Source organism: Pseudoneobacillus rhizosphaerae, from assembly GCF_917563885.1.
Taxonomy (GTDB): domain Bacteria; phylum Bacillota; class Bacilli; order Bacillales; family Cytobacillaceae; genus Pseudoneobacillus; species Pseudoneobacillus rhizosphaerae.
Genome location: NZ_CAKJTG010000002.1, coordinates 103,281 through 122,170, shown reverse-complemented (window position 1 = coordinate 122,170; position 18,890 = coordinate 103,281). Strand labels below are relative to the sequence as shown.

20 protein-coding genes are annotated in these 18,890 nt (G+C 41.8%); all 20 read left to right on the top strand.

Going from position 1 to position 18,890, the window contains the following annotated elements; all coding sequences use genetic code 11:
• Positions 1-127 precede the first annotated feature (127 nt).
• The 20 genes from LRP83_RS01830 (at position 128) to nuoL (ending at position 18,889) form a co-directional block, all read left to right on the top strand.
• Positions 128-2,455 (top strand): S8 family serine peptidase, encoded by a 2,328-nt coding sequence (locus tag LRP83_RS01830; protein ID WP_290369474.1) that lies wholly within the window; start codon positions 128-130, stop codon positions 2,453-2,455.
• A gap of 260 nt (positions 2,456-2,715) precedes the next feature.
• Positions 2,716-2,934 (top strand): AtpZ/AtpI family protein, encoded by a 219-nt coding sequence (locus LRP83_RS01825; protein ID WP_230494960.1) that lies wholly within the window; start codon positions 2,716-2,718, stop codon positions 2,932-2,934.
• Positions 2,935-2,940: 6 nt separating this feature from the next.
• Positions 2,941-3,315, top strand: coding sequence for an ATP synthase subunit I (locus LRP83_RS01820; protein ID WP_230494959.1), 375 nt, complete (start codon positions 2,941-2,943; stop codon positions 3,313-3,315).
• A gap of 22 nt (positions 3,316-3,337) precedes the next feature.
• The gene (gene atpB / locus LRP83_RS01815; RefSeq protein WP_230494958.1) at positions 3,338-4,048 is read left to right on the top strand and encodes a F0F1 ATP synthase subunit A; all 711 of its coding nucleotides are present in this window, start codon (positions 3,338-3,340) and stop codon (positions 4,046-4,048) included.
• 72 nt (positions 4,049-4,120) lie between these two features.
• Positions 4,121-4,333, top strand: a complete 213-nt coding sequence (gene atpE / locus LRP83_RS01810; RefSeq protein WP_059171849.1) for a F0F1 ATP synthase subunit C — start codon at positions 4,121-4,123, stop codon at positions 4,331-4,333.
• Between the two features lie 366 nt (positions 4,334-4,699).
• Positions 4,700-5,230, top strand: coding sequence for a F0F1 ATP synthase subunit B (atpF, locus tag LRP83_RS01805; RefSeq protein WP_230495083.1), 531 nt, complete (start codon positions 4,700-4,702; stop codon positions 5,228-5,230).
• Positions 5,227-5,763 (top strand): F0F1 ATP synthase subunit delta, encoded by a 537-nt coding sequence (locus tag LRP83_RS01800; protein WP_230494957.1) that lies wholly within the window; start codon positions 5,227-5,229, stop codon positions 5,761-5,763. Before atpF ends, LRP83_RS01800 begins: the two co-directional genes overlap by 4 nt.
• A 25-nt stretch (positions 5,764-5,788) precedes the next feature.
• Positions 5,789-7,297: a F0F1 ATP synthase subunit alpha gene (gene atpA, locus LRP83_RS01795; protein WP_230494956.1), complete on the top strand. Its 1,509-nt coding sequence runs from the start codon at positions 5,789-5,791 to the stop codon at positions 7,295-7,297.
• 82 nt (positions 7,298-7,379) lie between these two features.
• On the top strand, positions 7,380-8,240 hold the full coding sequence (gene atpG / locus LRP83_RS01790) for an ATP synthase F1 subunit gamma (RefSeq protein ID WP_230494955.1): 861 nt from the start codon (positions 7,380-7,382) through the stop codon (positions 8,238-8,240).
• Positions 8,241-8,406: 166 nt separating this feature from the next.
• Positions 8,407-9,828: a F0F1 ATP synthase subunit beta gene (gene atpD / locus LRP83_RS01785; RefSeq protein WP_230494954.1), complete on the top strand. Its 1,422-nt coding sequence runs from the start codon at positions 8,407-8,409 to the stop codon at positions 9,826-9,828.
• Between the two features lie 22 nt (positions 9,829-9,850).
• A complete protein-coding gene (locus tag LRP83_RS01780) occupies positions 9,851-10,261 on the top strand; it encodes a F0F1 ATP synthase subunit epsilon (protein ID WP_230494953.1) in 411 nt (136 codons plus the stop codon).
• A gap of 987 nt (positions 10,262-11,248) precedes the next feature.
• The gene (locus LRP83_RS01775; protein WP_230494952.1) at positions 11,249-11,623 is read left to right on the top strand and encodes an NADH-quinone oxidoreductase subunit A; all 375 of its coding nucleotides are present in this window, start codon (positions 11,249-11,251) and stop codon (positions 11,621-11,623) included.
• Positions 11,614-12,126: a NuoB/complex I 20 kDa subunit family protein gene (locus LRP83_RS01770; protein WP_230494951.1), complete on the top strand. Its 513-nt coding sequence runs from the start codon at positions 11,614-11,616 to the stop codon at positions 12,124-12,126. Before LRP83_RS01775 ends, LRP83_RS01770 begins: the two co-directional genes overlap by 10 nt.
• Before the next feature lie 3 nt (positions 12,127-12,129).
• On the top strand, positions 12,130-13,398 hold the full coding sequence (locus tag LRP83_RS01765) for an NADH-quinone oxidoreductase subunit C (RefSeq protein WP_230494950.1): 1,269 nt from the start codon (positions 12,130-12,132) through the stop codon (positions 13,396-13,398).
• 5 nt (positions 13,399-13,403) lie between these two features.
• Positions 13,404-14,504, top strand: a complete 1,101-nt coding sequence (locus tag LRP83_RS01760) for an NADH-quinone oxidoreductase subunit D (protein WP_230494949.1) — start codon at positions 13,404-13,406, stop codon at positions 14,502-14,504.
• Positions 14,504-15,517 (top strand): NADH-quinone oxidoreductase subunit NuoH, encoded by a 1,014-nt coding sequence (gene nuoH, locus LRP83_RS01755; RefSeq protein ID WP_230494948.1) that lies wholly within the window; start codon positions 14,504-14,506, stop codon positions 15,515-15,517. Before LRP83_RS01760 ends, nuoH begins: the two co-directional genes overlap by 1 nt.
• A 209-nt stretch (positions 15,518-15,726) precedes the next feature.
• On the top strand, positions 15,727-16,146 hold the full coding sequence (gene nuoI / locus LRP83_RS01750; protein ID WP_230494947.1) for an NADH-quinone oxidoreductase subunit NuoI: 420 nt from the start codon (positions 15,727-15,729) through the stop codon (positions 16,144-16,146).
• Positions 16,146-16,661: an NADH-quinone oxidoreductase subunit J gene (locus LRP83_RS01745; protein WP_230495082.1), complete on the top strand. Its 516-nt coding sequence runs from the start codon at positions 16,146-16,148 to the stop codon at positions 16,659-16,661. Before nuoI ends, LRP83_RS01745 begins: the two co-directional genes overlap by 1 nt.
• A complete protein-coding gene (gene nuoK, locus LRP83_RS01740; protein ID WP_230494946.1) occupies positions 16,658-16,972 on the top strand; it encodes an NADH-quinone oxidoreductase subunit NuoK in 315 nt (104 codons plus the stop codon). Before LRP83_RS01745 ends, nuoK begins: the two co-directional genes overlap by 4 nt.
• Before the next feature lie 57 nt (positions 16,973-17,029).
• Positions 17,030-18,889 (top strand): NADH-quinone oxidoreductase subunit L, encoded by a 1,860-nt coding sequence (gene nuoL, locus LRP83_RS01735; RefSeq protein ID WP_230494945.1) that lies wholly within the window; start codon positions 17,030-17,032, stop codon positions 18,887-18,889.
• The last annotated feature ends 1 nt before the right edge of the window (position 18,890 follow it).

The following is an 18,890-nucleotide window of genomic DNA, read 5'->3' as shown; positions in this document are numbered from 1 at the left end:
GCTTTTTTTAGTACCATCAAAACTCCCCAAAACTAACAAAACAAAGCAAATCGCACAATTTCATCTTCTCCCGCATACTCTCCCACTCCAAAACACAAACTGAAAGGTAAAAAGAGGGGGTATTTGGGTGAAGCGGATTATTATTTTGACGGCTATCGTCATGTTTATTTTTCAAACAAATACGATGAGTGGAAGTCGACTCATTCATCCTCCCATCCCAAAGGAGGCGTTCGATTCAGAGCAGGTAGCAATTATTTTATTAAAAAAGAACCTCCCACACTCTGACATCGTAAAGCTGTTACAGCCGAACTCTGATTTGAAATTAAGATACATATTTACTGAGGTTCTCCAAGGTTTTTCTGTAAAAGGTCCAAAAAATCAAATTGAAAAGCTTCGGGGACATCACGAAATTATTAACATATCGCAGGTGCAAACTTACAAAGTGGAGGAGCAACCGGCACATTGGAAGAGAAAGTCCGAAACATCAGAAGCTCCACCGTCCCAACGCTACAACCCAAACGGTCCCGAAAACATCAAGCTGATTGGTGGAGAGAAAGTAAGAGGGATTTTCGATAAAAATGATAACCGCCTGACGGGTAGAGGGGTAACGGTTGGAGTAATTGATACAGGGGTCGATTATTCTCACCCTGACTTAAGCAAAAACTATGGTGGGGGTCACGATTTAGTCGATAATGACAAGGATCCAATGGAAACAAAAGCACAGCAAGGGACACCGACTTTACATGGTACGCATGTGGCGGGAATTATTGCGGCAAACGGAAAGATGAAGGGGGTTGCGCCTGAGGCTAAAATCATTGCGTATCGGGCGCTTGGTCCCGGCGGCAGTGGAACGACGGAGCAAGTACTTGCGGCTATCGACCAAGCAGCTAAAGATAAAGTGGATATCGTTAATCTTTCACTTGGGAACTCGATCAATGGTCCGGACTTACCGATTAGTTTGGCGCTCAATAAATTAACAGACCTAGGAATTGTAGCCGTAACCTCTTCAGGGAATTCAGGACCTAATAAATGGACAGTTGGCTCACCAGGAACCGCCTCGAAAGCAATCTCGGTTGGGGCCTCTACTCCTAATCTGAAAATTCCGTATATTATAATAGAAGGAAGTCGGGAAAAAATTCGCCTCGAGCCGATGGTTGGGGCAGATCGATGGGTGCAGGACAGATCTCAGGAGATTGCTTACGGCGGGATTGGGAAAAAGGATCAACTGACGAATGTGAACGGGAAAATTGCGTTAATCCAGCGAGGCGAATTAACGTTTACCGAAAAAGCGATTCACGCGCAGCAAGCGGGGGCGGTTGGCGTCATTATTTTTAACAATACCGAAGGAAGCTTTGTTGGAAACCTTCAAGTCGATGTCGGTCTCCCGGTAGCCTCTATTTCGAAAAAGGCTGGAGATCAAATCGTTCGCCAGCTCGAAAAAAGTCCGCAGCATATTCGGATTATTGAAGAAACAGAACAGGATGTGTTAGCACCATTTAGCTCGAGAGGTCCGGTGACGAGAACTTGGGAAATCAAACCTGATATTCTGGCTCCTGGGGTAGCAATTCAAAGTACGGTTCCAGGTGGATATTTGTCGTTACAAGGGACAAGTATGGCGGCACCTCATGTGGCAGGAGCTTGTGCTCTCATTAAACAAGCGCATCCAGAGTGGTCACCATTACAAATTAAAGCCGCCATCATGAATCATGCGCTTCCTATTCAGTCAACGAGTGGTGTTCAATACCGAACCTACGAACAAGGTGCTGGTCGCATTCAGATGGAGGAGGCCGTTAAAGCGGAATCGCTCATTTCACCAGGCTCGTTGCAATTTGGAAAATTCGCCATAAAAGATCACAATCATGAGCATCTCGCTAAGCTAAAAGTAGAAAATGTGAGCAGCAAAACGGTGAAGTACAGCTTTGATATTCCAAAAAAAATAAACGGCATGAATTGGCACTTGCCGATGTCCTTCACACTAAAACCAGGAGAGGCACGACAAGTCCAAATACAGCTTGAGGTGGACCCGACTACTTTTTCAGAAAAAATCCAAGACGGATTCCTTTATGTAAATGCCAACTCGCAAAAAATTCACATACCGTTTATTTATGTATTAGAGGAACCAGATTACCCAAGAGTGATGGGCTTTGAAATCGCTCGCGGTGATAATGGAGAGACATTAAGATATCAGGTGTATTTACCAGGAGGGGCAGATGAATTTGGAATTGCCTTATTCAATCCTGAGGATTATCGATTTATCGGATATTTGGATTCGGGGAGGAACATAGGGAAGGGGTATTTGGAAAAAGAGATCTCGTTAAAGGCGGTACCCAATAGTGGGGTTTATGTGGCGAAAATTTTTGCAAAGAAGGCAGGTAAAGAAGATATGGTCGAAATGATGCTGGATATTCAAAAAGGGGAGGGCTCTAATTTTAAGCGGAGAAAAGTGGGGATGTAAAGGAGATAGTAGTGGTAAAAAACAGTTGGGAAATCCCCTAGGAAATTGGGTTCAAAACGTGGGAAATAACGTGAATAGATTGTGAACATTTTCACTGCAAATGGATTGACATTGACAATTGCCTATTGTATGCTTACTTAGGGCATAAAATGTTAGGGTTTTCATAAACTTATGCAACCATATTTCCCACGTTTGCATAATCATTTTAAAGTACCTCTTGGCCCAATTTCTCATTCTCAAAAAGTTAGGGTGTGTGAAGGATGAACCAACACAATCGCCGCCCGTACAAAGCAATGGCTCTAATGTCCGCTATAACTGCACAGCTAGTCGGCTCTATTCTATTTGGTATTTTTGTAGGCAGATGGCTAGACGATTATTTCGGAACAGTCCCCCTTTTTTTAATTATAGGTTTACTGTTCGGACTAAGTGCTGGAGTTTATGCCATGCTACGCCTAATCCAACACTTCTCAGGAGATTAATCAATTATGCCAGAAATAAAGGCGATGTATCAGCGTCAACGCAAATACATATTTTTACTGTTATCGGTTTATGTACTCGGCTGGGGTTTTACCGATTACAAGGCCGTCTTTTTAGGGCTAATTTTTGGAACAAGCCTTAGCTTGTTTAATCTCTGGTTAATGGTAAGGAAATCTGAAAAATTTGAGAATGCTGTTTTACAAGGGAAGAAGGTTCGTTCGCTCGGTACATTTTCAAGATTTGCAACAGCAGCATTTGCTGTGATTGTTGTGCTTGAGTATCCAGACGACCTCCATCTCATCAGTACTGTTTTGGGATTAATGACATCCTATATCGTCATTATGATAGATTTTTTTAAACAATCTTTTCATTTACGTAACTAGCGGGGAAGAGAGGTGAATACTGTTGCATCACGGAGCTTATTTGAAAGAGTTTTTAGGCTTAACATTTAATCTAGGAAATGTCTTAATGATTACAATTGCAAGTTTGATTGTGTTCATTATTGCCGTTCTATCCACTCGAACATTAGCAATGAAACCGACTGGAATTCAAAACTTTTTTGAATGGATTATGGATTTTGTCAAAAACATGATTAATAGCACGATGGATTGGAAAGACGGGGGAAGATTCCACGTACTAGGAATTACATTGTTAATGTATATTTTTGTTTCCAATATGCTAGGTCTACCGTTTTCTGTCGTTGTTGACGGAAACTTGCTGTGGAAATCACCAACAGCAGACCCAACCATCACATTAACATTAGCAGTTATGGTTGTCGGCTTATCACATTATTATGGTGTAAAGCTTAAGGGTGCAAGCGCATACGGTAAAGAGTTTTTTAAACCGATGTCGTTCATGTTCCCATTGAAAATTATTGAAGAATTCGCAAATACCTTAACGTTAGGACTTCGTCTTTACGGTAATATTTATGCGGGGGAAATCCTACTAACACTTCTTGCAGGAAGTCTTGCAACTGGTGTAGGTGGACATTTAGCCGCAGCGCTACCAATGTTAGTTTGGCAAGGATTCTCAGTCTTTGTTGGCGCAATCCAAGCATTTATTTTCACGATGTTAACAATGGTATATTTGGCACATAAAGTGAGCCAAGACCATTAATATAAACCCTGTTCATTCTATGAACAAAAAAATAAAACAATATTTTTATACATTTTAAGGAGGAAACAAAAAATGGGTCTTATAGCAGCAGCAATTGCAATCGGTTTAGCCGCACTAGGTGCAGGTATTGGTAACGGTCTTATCGTATCTAAAACAGTTGAAGGTATCGCTCGTCAACCAGAAGCTCGTGGTATGCTTCAAACTACAATGTTCATCGGGGTTGCGTTAGTTGAGGCGATTCCTATCATCGCGGTTGTTATCGCGTTCATGGTTCAAGGTCAATAATTTTTCCTTTTCACAAATGGCGAAGCCTCTCTATTAGAAACTTCGCCATTGCTTTATGTCCATTATTATAAGAAAAGCGCAAGCGCCCGTTTAGCGGCGTATGGACTGGAGCTCTCCTGACTGAGATAAAGGAAACACGAATCGCGTTTTTTGTGATTCGATGTTGACTTATCGTAGGGAACGCGAGTGAAGTCCACTAGACGCTGGGCGCTGGAGCTGGACAATTTTCAAAGTTCAAAATTTATACATTCTTAAACTTTAAAAATTAATCAAGATTGATATAAAAGCCCCCGAATTAATGGAGAAAGGCTTAATAGCTTTCACCTTTAAATGAGGGAATGACTCTTGAAGGGAGTGAACGAAAGAGTGTTAACAAGCCATTTTGTATTAGGCGCAGCTGAGACTGCACACAGTGGAATTAATGGCGGGGACATTGTGTTCCAGCTTGTTATGTTCATTATCTTGTTAGCATTGCTTAAGAAGTTCGCATGGGGTCCATTAATGGGCATCATGAAACAACGTGAAGAGCATATAGCAGGCGAAATCAATGCGGCTGAACAAAGCCGTCAAGAAACAAGCAAGCTACTAGCTGAGCAACGCGAACTATTAAAGCAAGCTCGTCAAGAAGGACAAGAATTAATTGAAAATGCTAGAAAGCAAGGCGACATTCAAAAAGAAGAAATTATCGTTGCGGCTCGTGCTGAGTCAGAGCGTATAAAAGAATCTGCTAAGAATGAAATCGAACAGCATAAACAACAAGCCGTTGCTGCTATTCGTGAACAAGTTGCTTCATTATCTGTATTAATTGCTTCTAAAGTAATTGAAAAAGAATTAAACGCAGCGGATCAAGAAAAGCTGATCTCTGAATATATTCAAGAGGCGGGAGAAGGCCGATGAGCAATAGCACCGTAGCAAAACGCTATGCGTTGGCTCTCTTCCAATTATCGAAGGAAAACAATCTTCTGGATCAAATGGAAGAAGAACTTCGTGTAGTTAAAAATGTAGTAACGAGTTCAAAAGATTTAAATGCCGTTTTAAAGTCTCCTAAAGTAACGATTGAGAAGAAAAAGGAGATTGTAAAGGGGTCATTTGCAACATTTAATCCTTTAGTATTAAACACATTAATGATTTTAATTGACCGCCACCGCGAAGATCAAATTGCGGATGTAGTAGATCGTTTTGTCGATTTAGCTAATGATGAGCGTGGGATTGCTGAAGCGAAAGTTTACAGCATTCGTCCGTTAACGGCTGAAGAAACAAATGCTCTTTCCGCTACATTTGCCGCGAAGGTTGGGAAAAAATCACTTCGTATAGAAAATATTGTTGATACTGATATTCTAGGTGGCATTAAGCTACGTATCGGTAATCGCATTTTTGACGGCAGCTTACGTGGTAAGCTAGACCGTTTAGAACGTAATTTGTTAGTTTAGATTCTGAAAGATAGGGGTGAAACTCATGAGCATCAATGCTGAAGAAATTAGTGCGCTGATAAAAAAGCAAATCGAAAACTATCAGTCTGAAATTCAAGTGAGTGATGTAGGTACGGTTATCCAAGTCGGTGACGGTATCGCTCGTGCTCATGGCCTCGACAATGTCATGGCTGGAGAACTTGTTGAATTTTCAAATGGCGTTATGGGTATGGCACAAAACCTGGAAGAAAATAACGTCGGTATTATTATCCTTGGTCCTTTCACTGATATTAAAGAAGGTGACGAAGTTCGTCGTACAGGTCGTATCATGGAGGTTCCAGTTGGTCCTGAGTTAATCGGACGTGTTGTGAACTCTCTAGGACAACCAGTTGATGGAATGGGTCCAATCAATACAACAAAAACTCGTCCAATCGAAGCACTTGCACCAGGTGTAATGGCTCGTAAATCCGTTCATGAACCACTTCAAACTGGTATCAAGGCGATTGACGCGCTAGTGCCAATCGGACGTGGACAACGTGAGTTAATTATCGGTGACCGTCAAACAGGTAAAACATCTGTTGCGATCGATACAATCTTAAACCAAAAAGACCAAAACATGGTTTGTATTTATGTAGCCATCGGTCAAAAAGAATCTACTGTACGTAACGCAGTAGAAATGTTACGTAGAAATGGTGCACTAGAGTACACAATTGTTGTAACAGCATCAGCTTCTCAACCAGCTCCAATGCTATTCTTAGCACCATATGCTGGGGTAACAATGGGTGAAGAATTCATGTACGATGGCAAGCACGTTCTTGTTGTATATGATGACTTAACAAAACAAGCTGCGGCTTACCGTGAGCTTTCACTATTATTACGCCGTCCTCCAGGTCGTGAAGCATATCCAGGGGATGTATTCTATCTACACAGCCGTTTGTTAGAGCGCGCAGCAAAAGTTAGTGATGCATTAGGTGCTGGTTCAATCACTGCACTTCCATTCATCGAAACTCAAGCTGGTGACGTTTCTGCATACATTCCAACAAACGTTATCTCTATTACTGATGGACAGATCTTCTTACAATCTGACTTATTCTTCTCCGGTGTACGTCCGGCTATCAACGCTGGTCTTTCTGTATCCCGTGTAGGTGGATCTGCACAGATTAAAGCAATGAAGAAGGTATCTGGTACATTACGTCTTGACCTTGCTTCTTACCGTGAGCTTGAAGCATTCGCTCAGTTCGGTTCTGACCTTGATAAAGCAACACAAGCAAAACTTAACCGTGGAGCTCGTACAGTTGAAGTATTAAAGCAGGATCTAAACAAGCCACTTAAGGTAGAAAAGCAAGTTGCGATTCTATATGCATTAACACGTGGATTCCTTGATGATATTCCATTACAAGATATCCGTCGTTTTGAAGCTGAGTTCTTAACATGGTTAGACCACAACCAAAAAGCGTTGTTAGACCATATTGTAAGTACAAAAGATCTTCCGAAAGACGAAGATATGGCAGCTGCTATTAACGGCTTTAAAAAGACGTTTGCAGTTAGTGAGTAATTTACATTTACAAGTCTAACAAATTCGAGCGCTGTTAAAGGCGCTCGGTACTGACATTTTTGGATAAGGGTGGTGAGAACCTATGGCATCATTACGCGATATAAAATCACGGATTGTTTCAACGAAAAAGACAAGCCAAATTACAAAAGCGATGGAAATGGTATCCGCTTCTAAATGGAACCGTGGAGTTATGAATGCAAAATCATTCGTCCCTTACATGGAAAAAATTCAAGAAGTAACTGCTTCAATTGCGCTTGGTAGTAAGGATGTAAACCATCCGATGCTTGTTAGTCGTCCTGTGAAGAAAACTGGATATATCGTAATTACTTCTGATCGTGGTTTAGCTGGAGCATACAACAGTAACGTGTTGCGCCAAGTTTACCAAACGATTCAGCAACGTCATAAATCAAATGATGAATATGCTATCATTGCGATTGGTCGTGTAGCACGTGACTTCTTCCTTAAACGAGGAGCGTCCGTTGTCCTTGATATTGTCGGTGTAGCGGATCAACCAAGCTTTACGGACATTAAGGATATTGCTAGCAAGGCTGTTAATATGTTTGCAGACGGAACATTTGATGAATTATATATGTACTACAGTCATTACGTCAGTGCGATTCAACAGGATGTGACCGAGAAGAAGCTTCTTCCTTTAACGGATATTGCAGCTTCCTCTTCGAAATTAACATCTTATGAATTTGAACCATCTGCGGAAGAGATCTTAGAAGTTCTCTTGCCACAGTATGCGGAAAGCTTAATTTATGGTGCTTTACTAGATAGTAAAGCGTCTGAACATGCTGCCCGTATGACGGCAATGAAAAATGCAACAGACAACGCGAAAGAGTTAATTAATAACCTTAGCCTTGTTTACAACCGTGCACGTCAAGCAGCGATTACGCAAGAAATTACGGAAATCGTTGGTGGAGCATCGGCTTTAGAGTAGGACGAAATTGGGTTTTTCGCATGGCGGAAGCTTGGTGCGTTTGCTCTGAAATGCTCGTACATGGTGCGTTGGCGCGAAGCGTTTTTATAAAAAAAATCTTCAGGCAGAGGGACCAAAGCGGTTCCTTCTCGCCTTTTTCGTAAGTAGTACGTTAGGAGGGAAAACGATGAACAAAGGACGCGTTCTTCAAGTTATGGGTCCGGTTATTGACGTAAAGTTCGAAAGCGGTCAATTACCAGATATCTATAACGCATTAGTAATTAATCATAAAGCGCGTAACGAATCAGAAGTTGACATCAACTTAACTCTTGAAGTAGCCCTTCATTTAGGTGATGATACAGTTCGTACTGTTGCGATGTCTTCTACTGATGGTGTTACTCGTGGAATTGAAGCACTTGACACAGGTAAACCAATTTCTGTTCCTGTAGGAAATGTGACACTTGGTCGTGTATTCAACGTATTAGGTGAAACGATTGACTTAGCAGAAGAAATTCCTGCTACAGAACGTCGCGATTCTATCCACAGAGATGCTCCAACATTTGATCAACTTTCTACTGAGGTTGAAATTCTTGAAACGGGTATTAAAGTAGTAGACTTACTTGCTCCATACATCAAAGGTGGAAAAATTGGTCTATTCGGTGGTGCCGGTGTAGGTAAAACGGTTTTAATCCAGGAATTAATCAATAACATCGCACAACAACATAGCGGTATTTCTGTATTCGCTGGTGTTGGTGAGCGTACTCGTGAAGGAAATGACCTTTACCATGAGATGACGGATTCTGGCGTTATCAAGCAAACAGCGATGGTATTCGGACAAATGAACGAGCCACCAGGAGCACGTATGCGTGTTGCTCTAACTGGTCTTACTATGGCTGAATATTTCCGTGATGAGCAAGGACAAGACGTTCTTTTCTTCATGGATAACATCTTCCGTTTCACGCAAGCAGGTTCGGAGGTTTCTGCCCTATTAGGTCGTATGCCTTCAGCGGTAGGTTACCAACCAACTCTTGCTACTGAAATGGGTAAATTACAAGAGCGTATCACTTCTACTAACGTAGGTTCTGTTACATCTATCCAAGCGATTTACGTTCCTGCCGATGACTATACGGATCCGGCTCCGGCAACAACATTCGCTCACTTAGATGCAACAACAAACCTTGAGCGTAAGCTTTCTGAGATGGGTATCTACCCTGCGGTGGATCCACTTGCTTCGACTTCTCGTGCATTGTCACCTGATATCGTTGGTGAAGAGCACTATAAAGTGTCTCGTCAAGTTCAGCAAACGTTACAACGTTATAGAGAATTACAAGATATCATCGCAATCCTTGGTATGGATGAACTTGGTGATGAAGATAAACTTGTTGTACACCGTGCGCGTCGTGTTCAGTTCTACCTATCTCAAAACTTCCACGTTGCTGAGCAGTTTACTGGTCAAAAAGGTTCTTACGTACCAGTTAAAGAAACGGTTAAAGGCTTCAAGGAAATTCTTGATGGTAAATACGATCACCTTCCAGAAGATGCATTCCGTCTAGTTGGACGCATTGAAGAAGTGATTGAAAAAGCTAAATCGATGGGTGTAGAGGTTTAATTACGGACCAGGAGGGTAAAAAATGAAGACGATTAATGTCAGTGTTGTTACTCCTGATGGCCCGGTGTATGAATCCGATGTGGAAATGGTCAGCACAAAGGCTCTAAGCGGCGAGCTTGGAATCTTACCTGGACACATTCCCATGGTTGCACCGTTACAAGTTGGTGTCGTTCGTTTAAAAAATGGCAGTCAGCAAGATTTGGTTGCGGTTAGTGGCGGTTTCTTAGAAGTTCGCCCTGATAAAGTGACCATTTTAGCGCAGTCTGCTGAAAAATCTAGCGATATTGATGCTGAGCGTGCTTTACGTGCCAAAGAACGTGCCGAGCAACGCTTGCGTGAAGCTCAGGCAGCAAACGTTGACTTTAAACGTGCTGAACTTGCTCTTCAACGTGCAATCAATCGCCTTTCCATTGTGGAGAAGAGACATTTTTAATATGATTAGTGAAACACCCTTAGCTGTAGTGGCTGGGGGTGTTTTTTTGAATGAAAAGACTGTGAAATTGGAAATAGATCTTACTAAAAAGAGGTAATTTTCATTAAAATATGGTGAGCTTTGCGCAATTTTTGTTAAAAAGTCTATTGGTCGGTGATATATAGGGAATCCCGGTGATAAGGTTCAAAAAGTCAGTGATATATCTGGGAAATCGGTGATAAGTTTCGAAAGGACGGTGATATATCGTGAAACTCGGTGATAAGTTCTGAAAAGTCGGTGATATATCGTGAAACTCGGTGATAAGTTCTGAAAAGTCGGTGATATATCGGAAAACTCGGTGATAAGTTCTGAAAAGTCGGTGATATATCGGAACACTCGGTGATAAGTCTCCAAAGTCGGTGAAATCTTCTGAAAGATTTTATTGTATGTATGAGGAAATATTATATTCTTACTAGAAAAAAGATTGAACGTTAGTAAAAGATAAGTAATTGAAACTAAATTAGCGAATTTTTCTTAAAAAGATGTCATATTTTTTTCGCGGAATGAAAAAATCCTCCGAAAATCGGGTGTACGATAACAAAAGAACCCAGTTTGTGCCCGTGAACCTCAAAAGACTTAAAATGGTCATCATAAGTCACGCCTCCTCTACCTGAGATCACCCCGCTGATATTCTATGGTTCGTAAAGATTTTGTCACAAATTACCCAGTTTTTTTAAAAAATATGTTAAAGTTGATAAACCTCACTGACAGTTTGGGTGATTTGTTTTTAAATGGAAAGTGCACGGTGTAAATGGGATGGGATATAGAATTGGTGGAAATGAGCGAGTGGGGCTCGTTGGTTTTTTTCATAAATATTACCTTTGTTTTTCAACGAAGGTAAATTCCAATATATGTTCAAGCCTTGTCGACACGTAAATGTAACAATGATATAATTGTATTCGGTTACAATTATAATAGTAGAAATTTTACAACATTGGAGGGGATGACATGGAGCTTTTGAATCTCTATCAGAATAACTATCTGATTGTGTTTGTGTTCCTATGTCTCGGGGTTATTCTACCTGTGGTGGCGCTTTTTTTAGGTAAGCTTTTACGCCCCTATAAGCCGAGTGAGGCAAAGTACACCACATATGAAAGCGGTATTGAACCATTCCATGATTCTCGGGTACAGTTTAATGTCCGCTATTATATTTTTGCCCTAATGTTTGTTATTTTCGATGTAGAAACAGTGTTTTTATATCCGTGGGCAGTGGCGTACGATAATCTTGGTATTTTTGCACTTATTGAAATGACAATTTTTGTATTCATGCTCATCATTGGTCTTGTTTATGCATGGAAGAAGAAGGTGTTAAAATGGATTTAAAATTAGATAACATTTCGCCAGGTGAATTGGAAGAACTCAAGCGTAGTGTTTTTATGACGACATTAGAGCAGGTCAAAGCGTGGGCTAGTAGTAATTCGATTTGGCCGATGACTTTTGGTCTTGCTTGTTGTGCGATTGAGATGATGGGTACTGGTGGAGCGCATTATGACTTGGACCGTTTCGGAACCATTTTCAGAAACTCGCCGCGACAATCCGATTGTATGATTGTATCTGGTACAGTTACGAAAAAAATGGCGCCAGTTCTCCGTCGTTTGTATGATCAAATGCCGGAACCAAAATGGGTTATTGCCATGGGTTCATGTGCGACTGCAGGTGGACCATACGTGAAATCTTATTCAGTTGTTAAAGGCGTGGACCAAATTGTACCGGTAGATGTATATATACCAGGCTGTCCTCCGAATCCAGCTGCTTTAATTTATGGAATCAATAAGTTAAGGGAAAAGATTCGTTACGAGGCTAAAACTGGGAAGAAGGTGATCTAATCCATGAGTGGAGAAAAAGATTTAGATCAGTTGAAAAAGGAAGCTGCCGCGAAAGCAAAGGCTGCAGCATTAGCCAAATTGCAAGCAAAACAACAAGGTCAAGTTGCGACCGAAGCACCAAAGGCTCCTGTTGAGCCACCAAAAACAGAAGTAACCACACCTGAACCAACTGCTGCTCCTGCAGACGAAAAGGCGAAAGCTGCCGCTGCGGCGAAAGCAAAAGCTGCTGCTGCCGCAAAAGCAAAGGCCGCTGCACTGGCGAAACAACAGAATGCGGGAGCTAGTGAAACAGTGAATGCAAACGTTTCTTCTGAAGAAGTACCAACAGCAAGCGAACCAGCAGGTGCTGATGAAAAGGCGAAGGCTGCTGCCGCTGCGAAAGCTAAAGCCGCTGCTGCTGCAAAAGCAAAGGCCGCTGCACTCGCAAAGCAACAGGGTACTGAAGGAAGCGAACCAGCAGGAGACGATGAAAAAGCAAAAGCGATTGCCGCTGCGAAAGCAAAAGCTGCTGCTGCTGCCAAAGCTAAGTTAGCCGCACAAGGTGGAAATGCTGCTCCAGCAGGAGACGATGAAAAAGCAAAAGCGATTGCCGCTGCGAAAGCAAAAGCTGCCGCTGCTGCCAAAGCTAAGTTAGCTGCACAGGGAGGCGACGCTGCTCCAGCTGGAGACGACGAAAAAGCGAAAGCCATCGCTGCTGCTAAGGCAAAAGCTGCTGCCGCTGTTGCTGCTAAGGCAAAAGCTGCTGGAGCTGATGCAGGCGCAACAGCCGTTGAAGCAACACCAGCAAAACCTTCACCAAACCAGCAGTATTTAGATAAATATGTCAAAGTGATTGAAGAGCATTTAGGATCAGAAGTATTAGAAGAATCCTATATTAACAAACTATCAAAAGATGTCCCAACGCTTGTTGTAAAGAAGGATACATACTTTAAAATTGCAGAGTTTTTAAAGTATAATGAGCAATTAGGATTTGATTATTTATCAGAAATCCATGGGTCCGATTTTGAAACCCATATGGAAGTTTATGTTCATTTATTCTCATTTAAAAACCGCCAGTCTGTTGCCTTAAAGGTAAAAATTGATCGTGATCAACCGGTTATTCACTCGATAATGCCATTGTGGGCTGGTGCGGATTGGGCTGAATGTGAAGCCTATGATCTATTAGGCATCCAGTTTGAAGGGCATCCGAACCTACACCGAATTATGTTAGGGGAAGAGTGGGTAGGTTACCCTCTACGCAAAGACTATGAGCAGTATGATGTGGAGGTGTAGAGAACGTGATACGTACTGAAGAAATGTTACTAAACATGGGACCTCAGCATCCAAGTACACACGGTGTTTTTCGAATCATTTTAAAAATTGACGGAGAAACCATTATCGAGGCAAAACCAGTTATTGGCTACTTGCATCGAGGTACAGAAAAGCTCGCTGAAGACCTACAATACACACAAATTATCCCATACACAGACCGTTTGGATTACATTTCGGCGATGACGAATAATTATGTCCTCTGCCATGCAGTCGAAACGATGATGGGCTTGGAAATTCCAGATCGTGCCGAGTATTTACGTGTTATCGCGATGGAGCTTGGCCGAATTGTTAGTCACCTTGTCAGTTGGGGAACGTACTTGCTTGACTTAGGAGCGACAACGCCGTTTTTATACGCCTTCCGTGAACGCGAAGCAATTATCAACTTGATCAATGAGCTATGTGGTGCACGTTTAACGTTTAACTACATGCGTGTCGGTGGCGTCAAGTGGGATGCTCCAGAAGGCTGGATTGAAAAGGTAAGAGACTTTATTCCTTATATGAGAGAACAGTTAGCAGGTTATCATGATCTTGTATCAGGGAATGAAATTTTCCTTAGCCGTGTTAAAGGTGTCGGGAAATATACGAAGGAAGAAGCCATTCAATATTCATTGAGCGGACCAACCCTTCGTTGTACAGGAGTTAAATGGGATCTACGCAAGGATGAGCCGTATTCCATCTACAATCGTTTTGACTTTGATGTCGTAACTAGGGAAACAGGCGATTGCTTAAGCCGTTACGAAGTCCGTCTGGAAGAAATCGAACAATCGCTCCGTATTGTCGAGCAAGCAGTGGAGCAATTCCCGGCTGAAGGTGAAATTTTAGCGAAGGTGCCAAAAATAATTAAAGCGCCTAAAGGTGAAGCATTCGTAAGAATTGAATCTCCACGTGGAGAAATCGGATGTTATATTGCAAGTGATGGCAAAAAGGAACCGTATCGCTTAAAGTTCAGAAGACCATCATTCTATAACCTTCAAATTCTTCCTAAACTTTTAAAGGGCGAAAATATTGCAAACTTGATAGCCATTTTAGGGGCAATTGATATTGTCCTTGGGGAGGTTGACGGCTAATGATGGAAGAATTGCTACATAGTAGTCCAGGACTCGTAAACTTTGGAATTTTCTTTTTATTAGGAACGGTTTTATTACTAGTTGTTTTAGGATTCGTAACATACGCGATTCTAGCAGAACGTAAAGTATTAGGCTTCATGCAAAACCGTATGGGTCCAAACCAATTAGGTGGGAAATGGGGTTTATTACAAACAGCCGCTGACGTACTGAAGCTTTTATTAAAAGAGGATACCATTCCGAAATTAGCGGATAAGCCCTTATTTATAATTGCTCCAGTTATTGCCTTTGCACCATCGTTTATGGTATTAGCAACCATACCATTTACCGATAAATTGCAATTTGCGGATATCGGCGTTGGTTTATTGTATTATATTGCCATTTCAGGTTTAACAACAATTGGTGCTGTCACGGCTGGTTGGGCTTCAAACAATAAGTATGCCCTTTTAGGGGGTATGCGTGCTGCGGCGCAAATGATTTCTTATGAGATCCCGCTTGTTATGTCAGTATTAGGAATTATTTTACTGTCAGGAAGCTTGAACTTAAATGATATCGTTGCAGCACAAGCTGACACGGCTTGGTTTATCTTTTTGCAACCAGTTGCTTTTTTCGTATTTTTAATTGCGGCAACGGCTGAATTAACCCGTGTGCCATTTGACTTAGTGGAAGCTGAATCAGAACTGATTGCCGGATTCCATGTCGAATATTCTGGTTTCCGCTGGGCGTTTTTCATGCTTTCGGAGTATGTATATTTGTTTGCAATGTCCGCATTAGTGACCATCTTATTCTTTGGTGGCTGGTTACCGTTACCATTCTTAGGTTTCATTCCAGGAGCCATTTGGTTTGCCTTGAAATTTAGTATGGTTGTGTTTATATTCATTTGGTTCCGTGCAACCTTCCCGCGTTTACGTGCCGATCATTTAATGGAGTTCGGTTGGAAGGTGCTAGTGCCAATCGCCTTAGCGAACATTTTCTTAACAGCGTTAGGGAAAGAATTATTTGAATATTTCTTTTAAAAAATAAAGCGTGGGACAGCTGGCCATATGCCTGCTGACCGCAAATTGTCCAGCTCCAGCGGCTAGCCCCTCGAGGTCATAAGCCACTCCTCACCGGAAGGTAAAGAACACCTTCCACTGATGCTCGTCTTATGCTTGTCGGGGCTGAACGAGCCACTTCCGCTTTTCGATATCAAATCTTCTTTTTTCAAAAAAAGGGGTGAAATTACATGTTAGGTTTATTTAAAGGTTTGAAGTATACCCTGAATCAGTTGACGAAGGAAAAGGTAACGTATGATTATCCGAATAAACCGCTTCCGTTGCCGGATCGCTTCCGTGGGATTCAGAAGTTTTATCCGGAGAAGTGTATTGTTTGTAATCAATGTGCGAATATTTGTCCGACGGATTGTATTCAGTTGACAGGGAAGAAGCATCCAGATCCGACGAAGAAGGGGAAAATCATCGATACGTATGATATCAACTTCGAAATCTGCATTCTTTGTGACCTTTGTACGGAGGTTTGTCCGACGGAGGCGATTATTATGACGAATAACTTTGAGCTTGCTGAGTATAGTCGTGATATGTTGTTTAAGAATTTAGAGTGGTTAGATGAAAATGATGAAAACATTAGGCAGGTGAATAAGGCATGATGTCTGGAGAGTTTATAGCATTCATGGGCATCGCTTTAGTAGCGGTGATCGGCGGCGTGCTTTTATTAAATCTTTCCAATGTCATGCATATGATGGTTGCGCTTGTGTTCACATTTGTCAGTATTGCAGGAATTTATGTCCTGCTTTCAGCTGAATTTGTGGCTGCAGTCCAGATTTTGATTTATGCTGGGGCGATTACCATTATCATGCTATTTGGAATTATGTTAACGCGTCACGAGGATACAAGTGAAGCACCAGGAAGCAGTTGGAGAAAGTTTGCCGTATTTTTAGGCGTACTGGGCTTCGCAGCGGTGCTCTACTTTGGAATTTACAATCTAGATTTACCACAAATGGAAAACACACTTCATGAGAAAAATACGATGCAAATTGGGGAAGCTTTATATTCCAAGTTTGTAATTCCGTTTGAATTAACGTCGGTGCTATTATTAGTTGCTCTGATTGGCTCGATTATGTTAGCCAAGAAGGATGATGAGAAGGAGGGGGATAAGGAATGAGTGGAGTTCCAGCTTCAGCCTTTCTATCCTTGGCGTTAATTTTATTTTGTATCGGACTTTACGGTGCTTTGACAAAACGCAACACCGTAATTGTGTTGGTTTCGATTGAATTGATGCTAAATGCGGTTAATATTAACTTGGTTACATTTAGTAAGTATGGCATGATGCCAAATATTACGGGCCAGGTCTTTGCTTTATTTGCGATGTCGGTAGCAGCCGCCGAGGCAGCTGTTGGGTTAGCGATATTATTCGCACTTTATCGCAATAAGAAGTCAGTTAATATTGACGAGATGGATGCTATGAAAAATTAAGAGAAACTCTAGTAGACGCGTTTAGATTTTGCGCGTTCAATAAAGGGGAATGTGATAGTGATGGAAAATGCATGGATCATACCGCTTTTCCCGCTTTTATCGTTCTTGTTCCTTCTTCTATTTGGAAAACGGTTTAAAGAATCAAGCGCTTATGTAGGTATGCTACTGACGTTTGCTTCTTTAGTCTATTCCTTGTTGGTATTGTTTGAGCGATTCTCGTCACCTACCTACAAGCAAGAGGGCGTTTGGCTCACAATAGGAGATGTTCAATTAACAGCGGGCTTTGAAGTGAATCAATTAAATGCATTAATGCTGGTAATTGTGTCGCTCGTAAGTTTTCTCGTACATACATATTCCAAAGGGTATATGCACGGCGAAGAGCGCTTTCCAGTTTTTTACGCTTACCTAGGATTATTTACGTTTGCGATGCTTGGCCTCGTTCTTTCGCCAAACTTACTGCAAACATACTTCTTCTGGGAGCTTGTTGGTGTCGGTTCCTTCTTATTAATAGGCTTCTATTTTTATAAGGATGAAGCGAAGGCCGCAGCGAAAAAAGCGTTTATTATGACACGTATCGGAGATGTCGGCTTGTTAATCGGAATGATTTTATTATTCTGGCAGGTTGGTAGCTTTGAATATGATGCCATTTTTGCTGCAGTAGCAGCAGGTGAAGTTGCCCAAGGCATGATTACCTTAACAGCAATTTTAATTTTTATCGGGGCGGTTGGTAAATCCGGTCAGTTCCCGTTACACACTTGGTTACCGGACGCGATGGAAGGTCCGACACCAGTTTCTGCTTTAATCCATGCAGCAACAATGGTTGCAGCAGGGGTTTACTTAGTTGCGGCGTTATTCCCGCTATTTACAGCGAGTGATGTGGCGTTAACGACGATTGCGGTCATCGGTGCGATTACAGCCATTTTTGCAGCAAGTATCGGTTTAGTACAAACGGACATCAAGCGGGTCTTGGCGTATTCAACCGTCAGTCAGCTTGGTTACATGATGTTAGCACTAGGTTCTGCTGGTTATGTTGCCGGTGTGTTCCACTTAATGACACATGCATTCTTTAAAGCATTGCTATTCTTAGCTGCTGGTAGTGTGATTCATGCGGTTCATACGCAAAACATTGAAGAAATGGGCGGATTATGGAAAAAGCTTCGCGTCACTGGGCCGTTATTTTTAATCGGAACATTAGCGATTAGTGGAGTACCATTATTCTCAGGTTTCTTTTCCAAAGATGAAATTTTAATTGCCGCTTGGGAAGGTGGCCATCCAATACTGTTCTTGTTAGCAGTCATTGCGGCTTTCTTTACAGCATTTTATATGTTCCGATTATTCTTCATGGTGTTTACGGGCAAGTCTCGTAGTGAAATGAAGAATGTCCACGAATCACCAAGTTTAATGACCTTACCAATGATCGTCCTAGCTGTATTGGCGGTTGTGTCTGGTTATGTGAACACACCTTGGTTCGGTACTTTCCTTGGAGACTGGTTAGTGGAAGGAAATGAAGCGTTAGGCCATGGTCATGTTGAAGGTCCAGCGTGGATTATGATTGTAGCGACAGTTGTTTCGTTAGCAGGGATTTATCTTTCTTGGTTAATCTACGGAAAGAAATCACTTTCTCGAAATTGGCTTGGAGCTCAAACACTTTATAAAGTCTTGTATAACAAATATTATATTGACGAGTTTTATTCGATGACGATTGTAAAAGTAACGAAAGGCTTCAGTCATTTCCTTCGTTATATTGATACGTATTTAGTAGAAGGAATTGTGCTAGGTGTAACGGCGTTTGTTCAGACTCTTGGTCGTCTTGGCGCGAAGCTTCAAACAGGTCAGGTGCAAACGTATAGTGCGGTTGCCTTTATTGGACTAGCGATTCTTATGGTCATCTTTGCATTGACAGGAGGGTACTTATAAA

Excerpts from the sequence above, each read along its gene's own strand:
- LRP83_RS01825 (WP_230494960.1), top strand. The coding sequence starts at position 2,716 with ATGAACCAACACAATCGCCGCCCGTACAAAGCAATGGCTCTAATGTCC.
- LRP83_RS01820 (WP_230494959.1), top strand. The coding sequence starts at position 2,941 with ATGCCAGAAATAAAGGCGATGTATCAGCGTCAACGCAAATACATATTT.
- atpE (WP_059171849.1), top strand. The coding sequence starts at position 4,121 with ATGGGTCTTATAGCAGCAGCAATTGCAATCGGTTTAGCCGCACTAGGT.
- LRP83_RS01800 (WP_230494957.1), top strand. The coding sequence starts at position 5,227 with ATGAGCAATAGCACCGTAGCAAAACGCTATGCGTTGGCTCTCTTCCAA.
- atpA (WP_230494956.1), top strand. The coding sequence starts at position 5,789 with ATGAGCATCAATGCTGAAGAAATTAGTGCGCTGATAAAAAAGCAAATC.
- atpG (WP_230494955.1), top strand. The coding sequence starts at position 7,380 with ATGGCATCATTACGCGATATAAAATCACGGATTGTTTCAACGAAAAAG.
- atpD (WP_230494954.1), top strand. The coding sequence starts at position 8,407 with ATGAACAAAGGACGCGTTCTTCAAGTTATGGGTCCGGTTATTGACGTA.
- LRP83_RS01780 (WP_230494953.1), top strand. The coding sequence starts at position 9,851 with ATGAAGACGATTAATGTCAGTGTTGTTACTCCTGATGGCCCGGTGTAT.
- LRP83_RS01775 (WP_230494952.1), top strand. The coding sequence starts at position 11,249 with ATGGAGCTTTTGAATCTCTATCAGAATAACTATCTGATTGTGTTTGTG.
- LRP83_RS01770 (WP_230494951.1), top strand. The coding sequence starts at position 11,614 with ATGGATTTAAAATTAGATAACATTTCGCCAGGTGAATTGGAAGAACTC.
- LRP83_RS01765 (WP_230494950.1), top strand. The coding sequence starts at position 12,130 with ATGAGTGGAGAAAAAGATTTAGATCAGTTGAAAAAGGAAGCTGCCGCG.
- nuoH (WP_230494948.1), top strand. The coding sequence starts at position 14,504 with ATGATGGAAGAATTGCTACATAGTAGTCCAGGACTCGTAAACTTTGGA.
- nuoI (WP_230494947.1), top strand. The coding sequence starts at position 15,727 with ATGTTAGGTTTATTTAAAGGTTTGAAGTATACCCTGAATCAGTTGACG.
- LRP83_RS01745 (WP_230495082.1), top strand. The coding sequence starts at position 16,146 with ATGTCTGGAGAGTTTATAGCATTCATGGGCATCGCTTTAGTAGCGGTG.
- nuoK (WP_230494946.1), top strand. The coding sequence starts at position 16,658 with ATGAGTGGAGTTCCAGCTTCAGCCTTTCTATCCTTGGCGTTAATTTTA.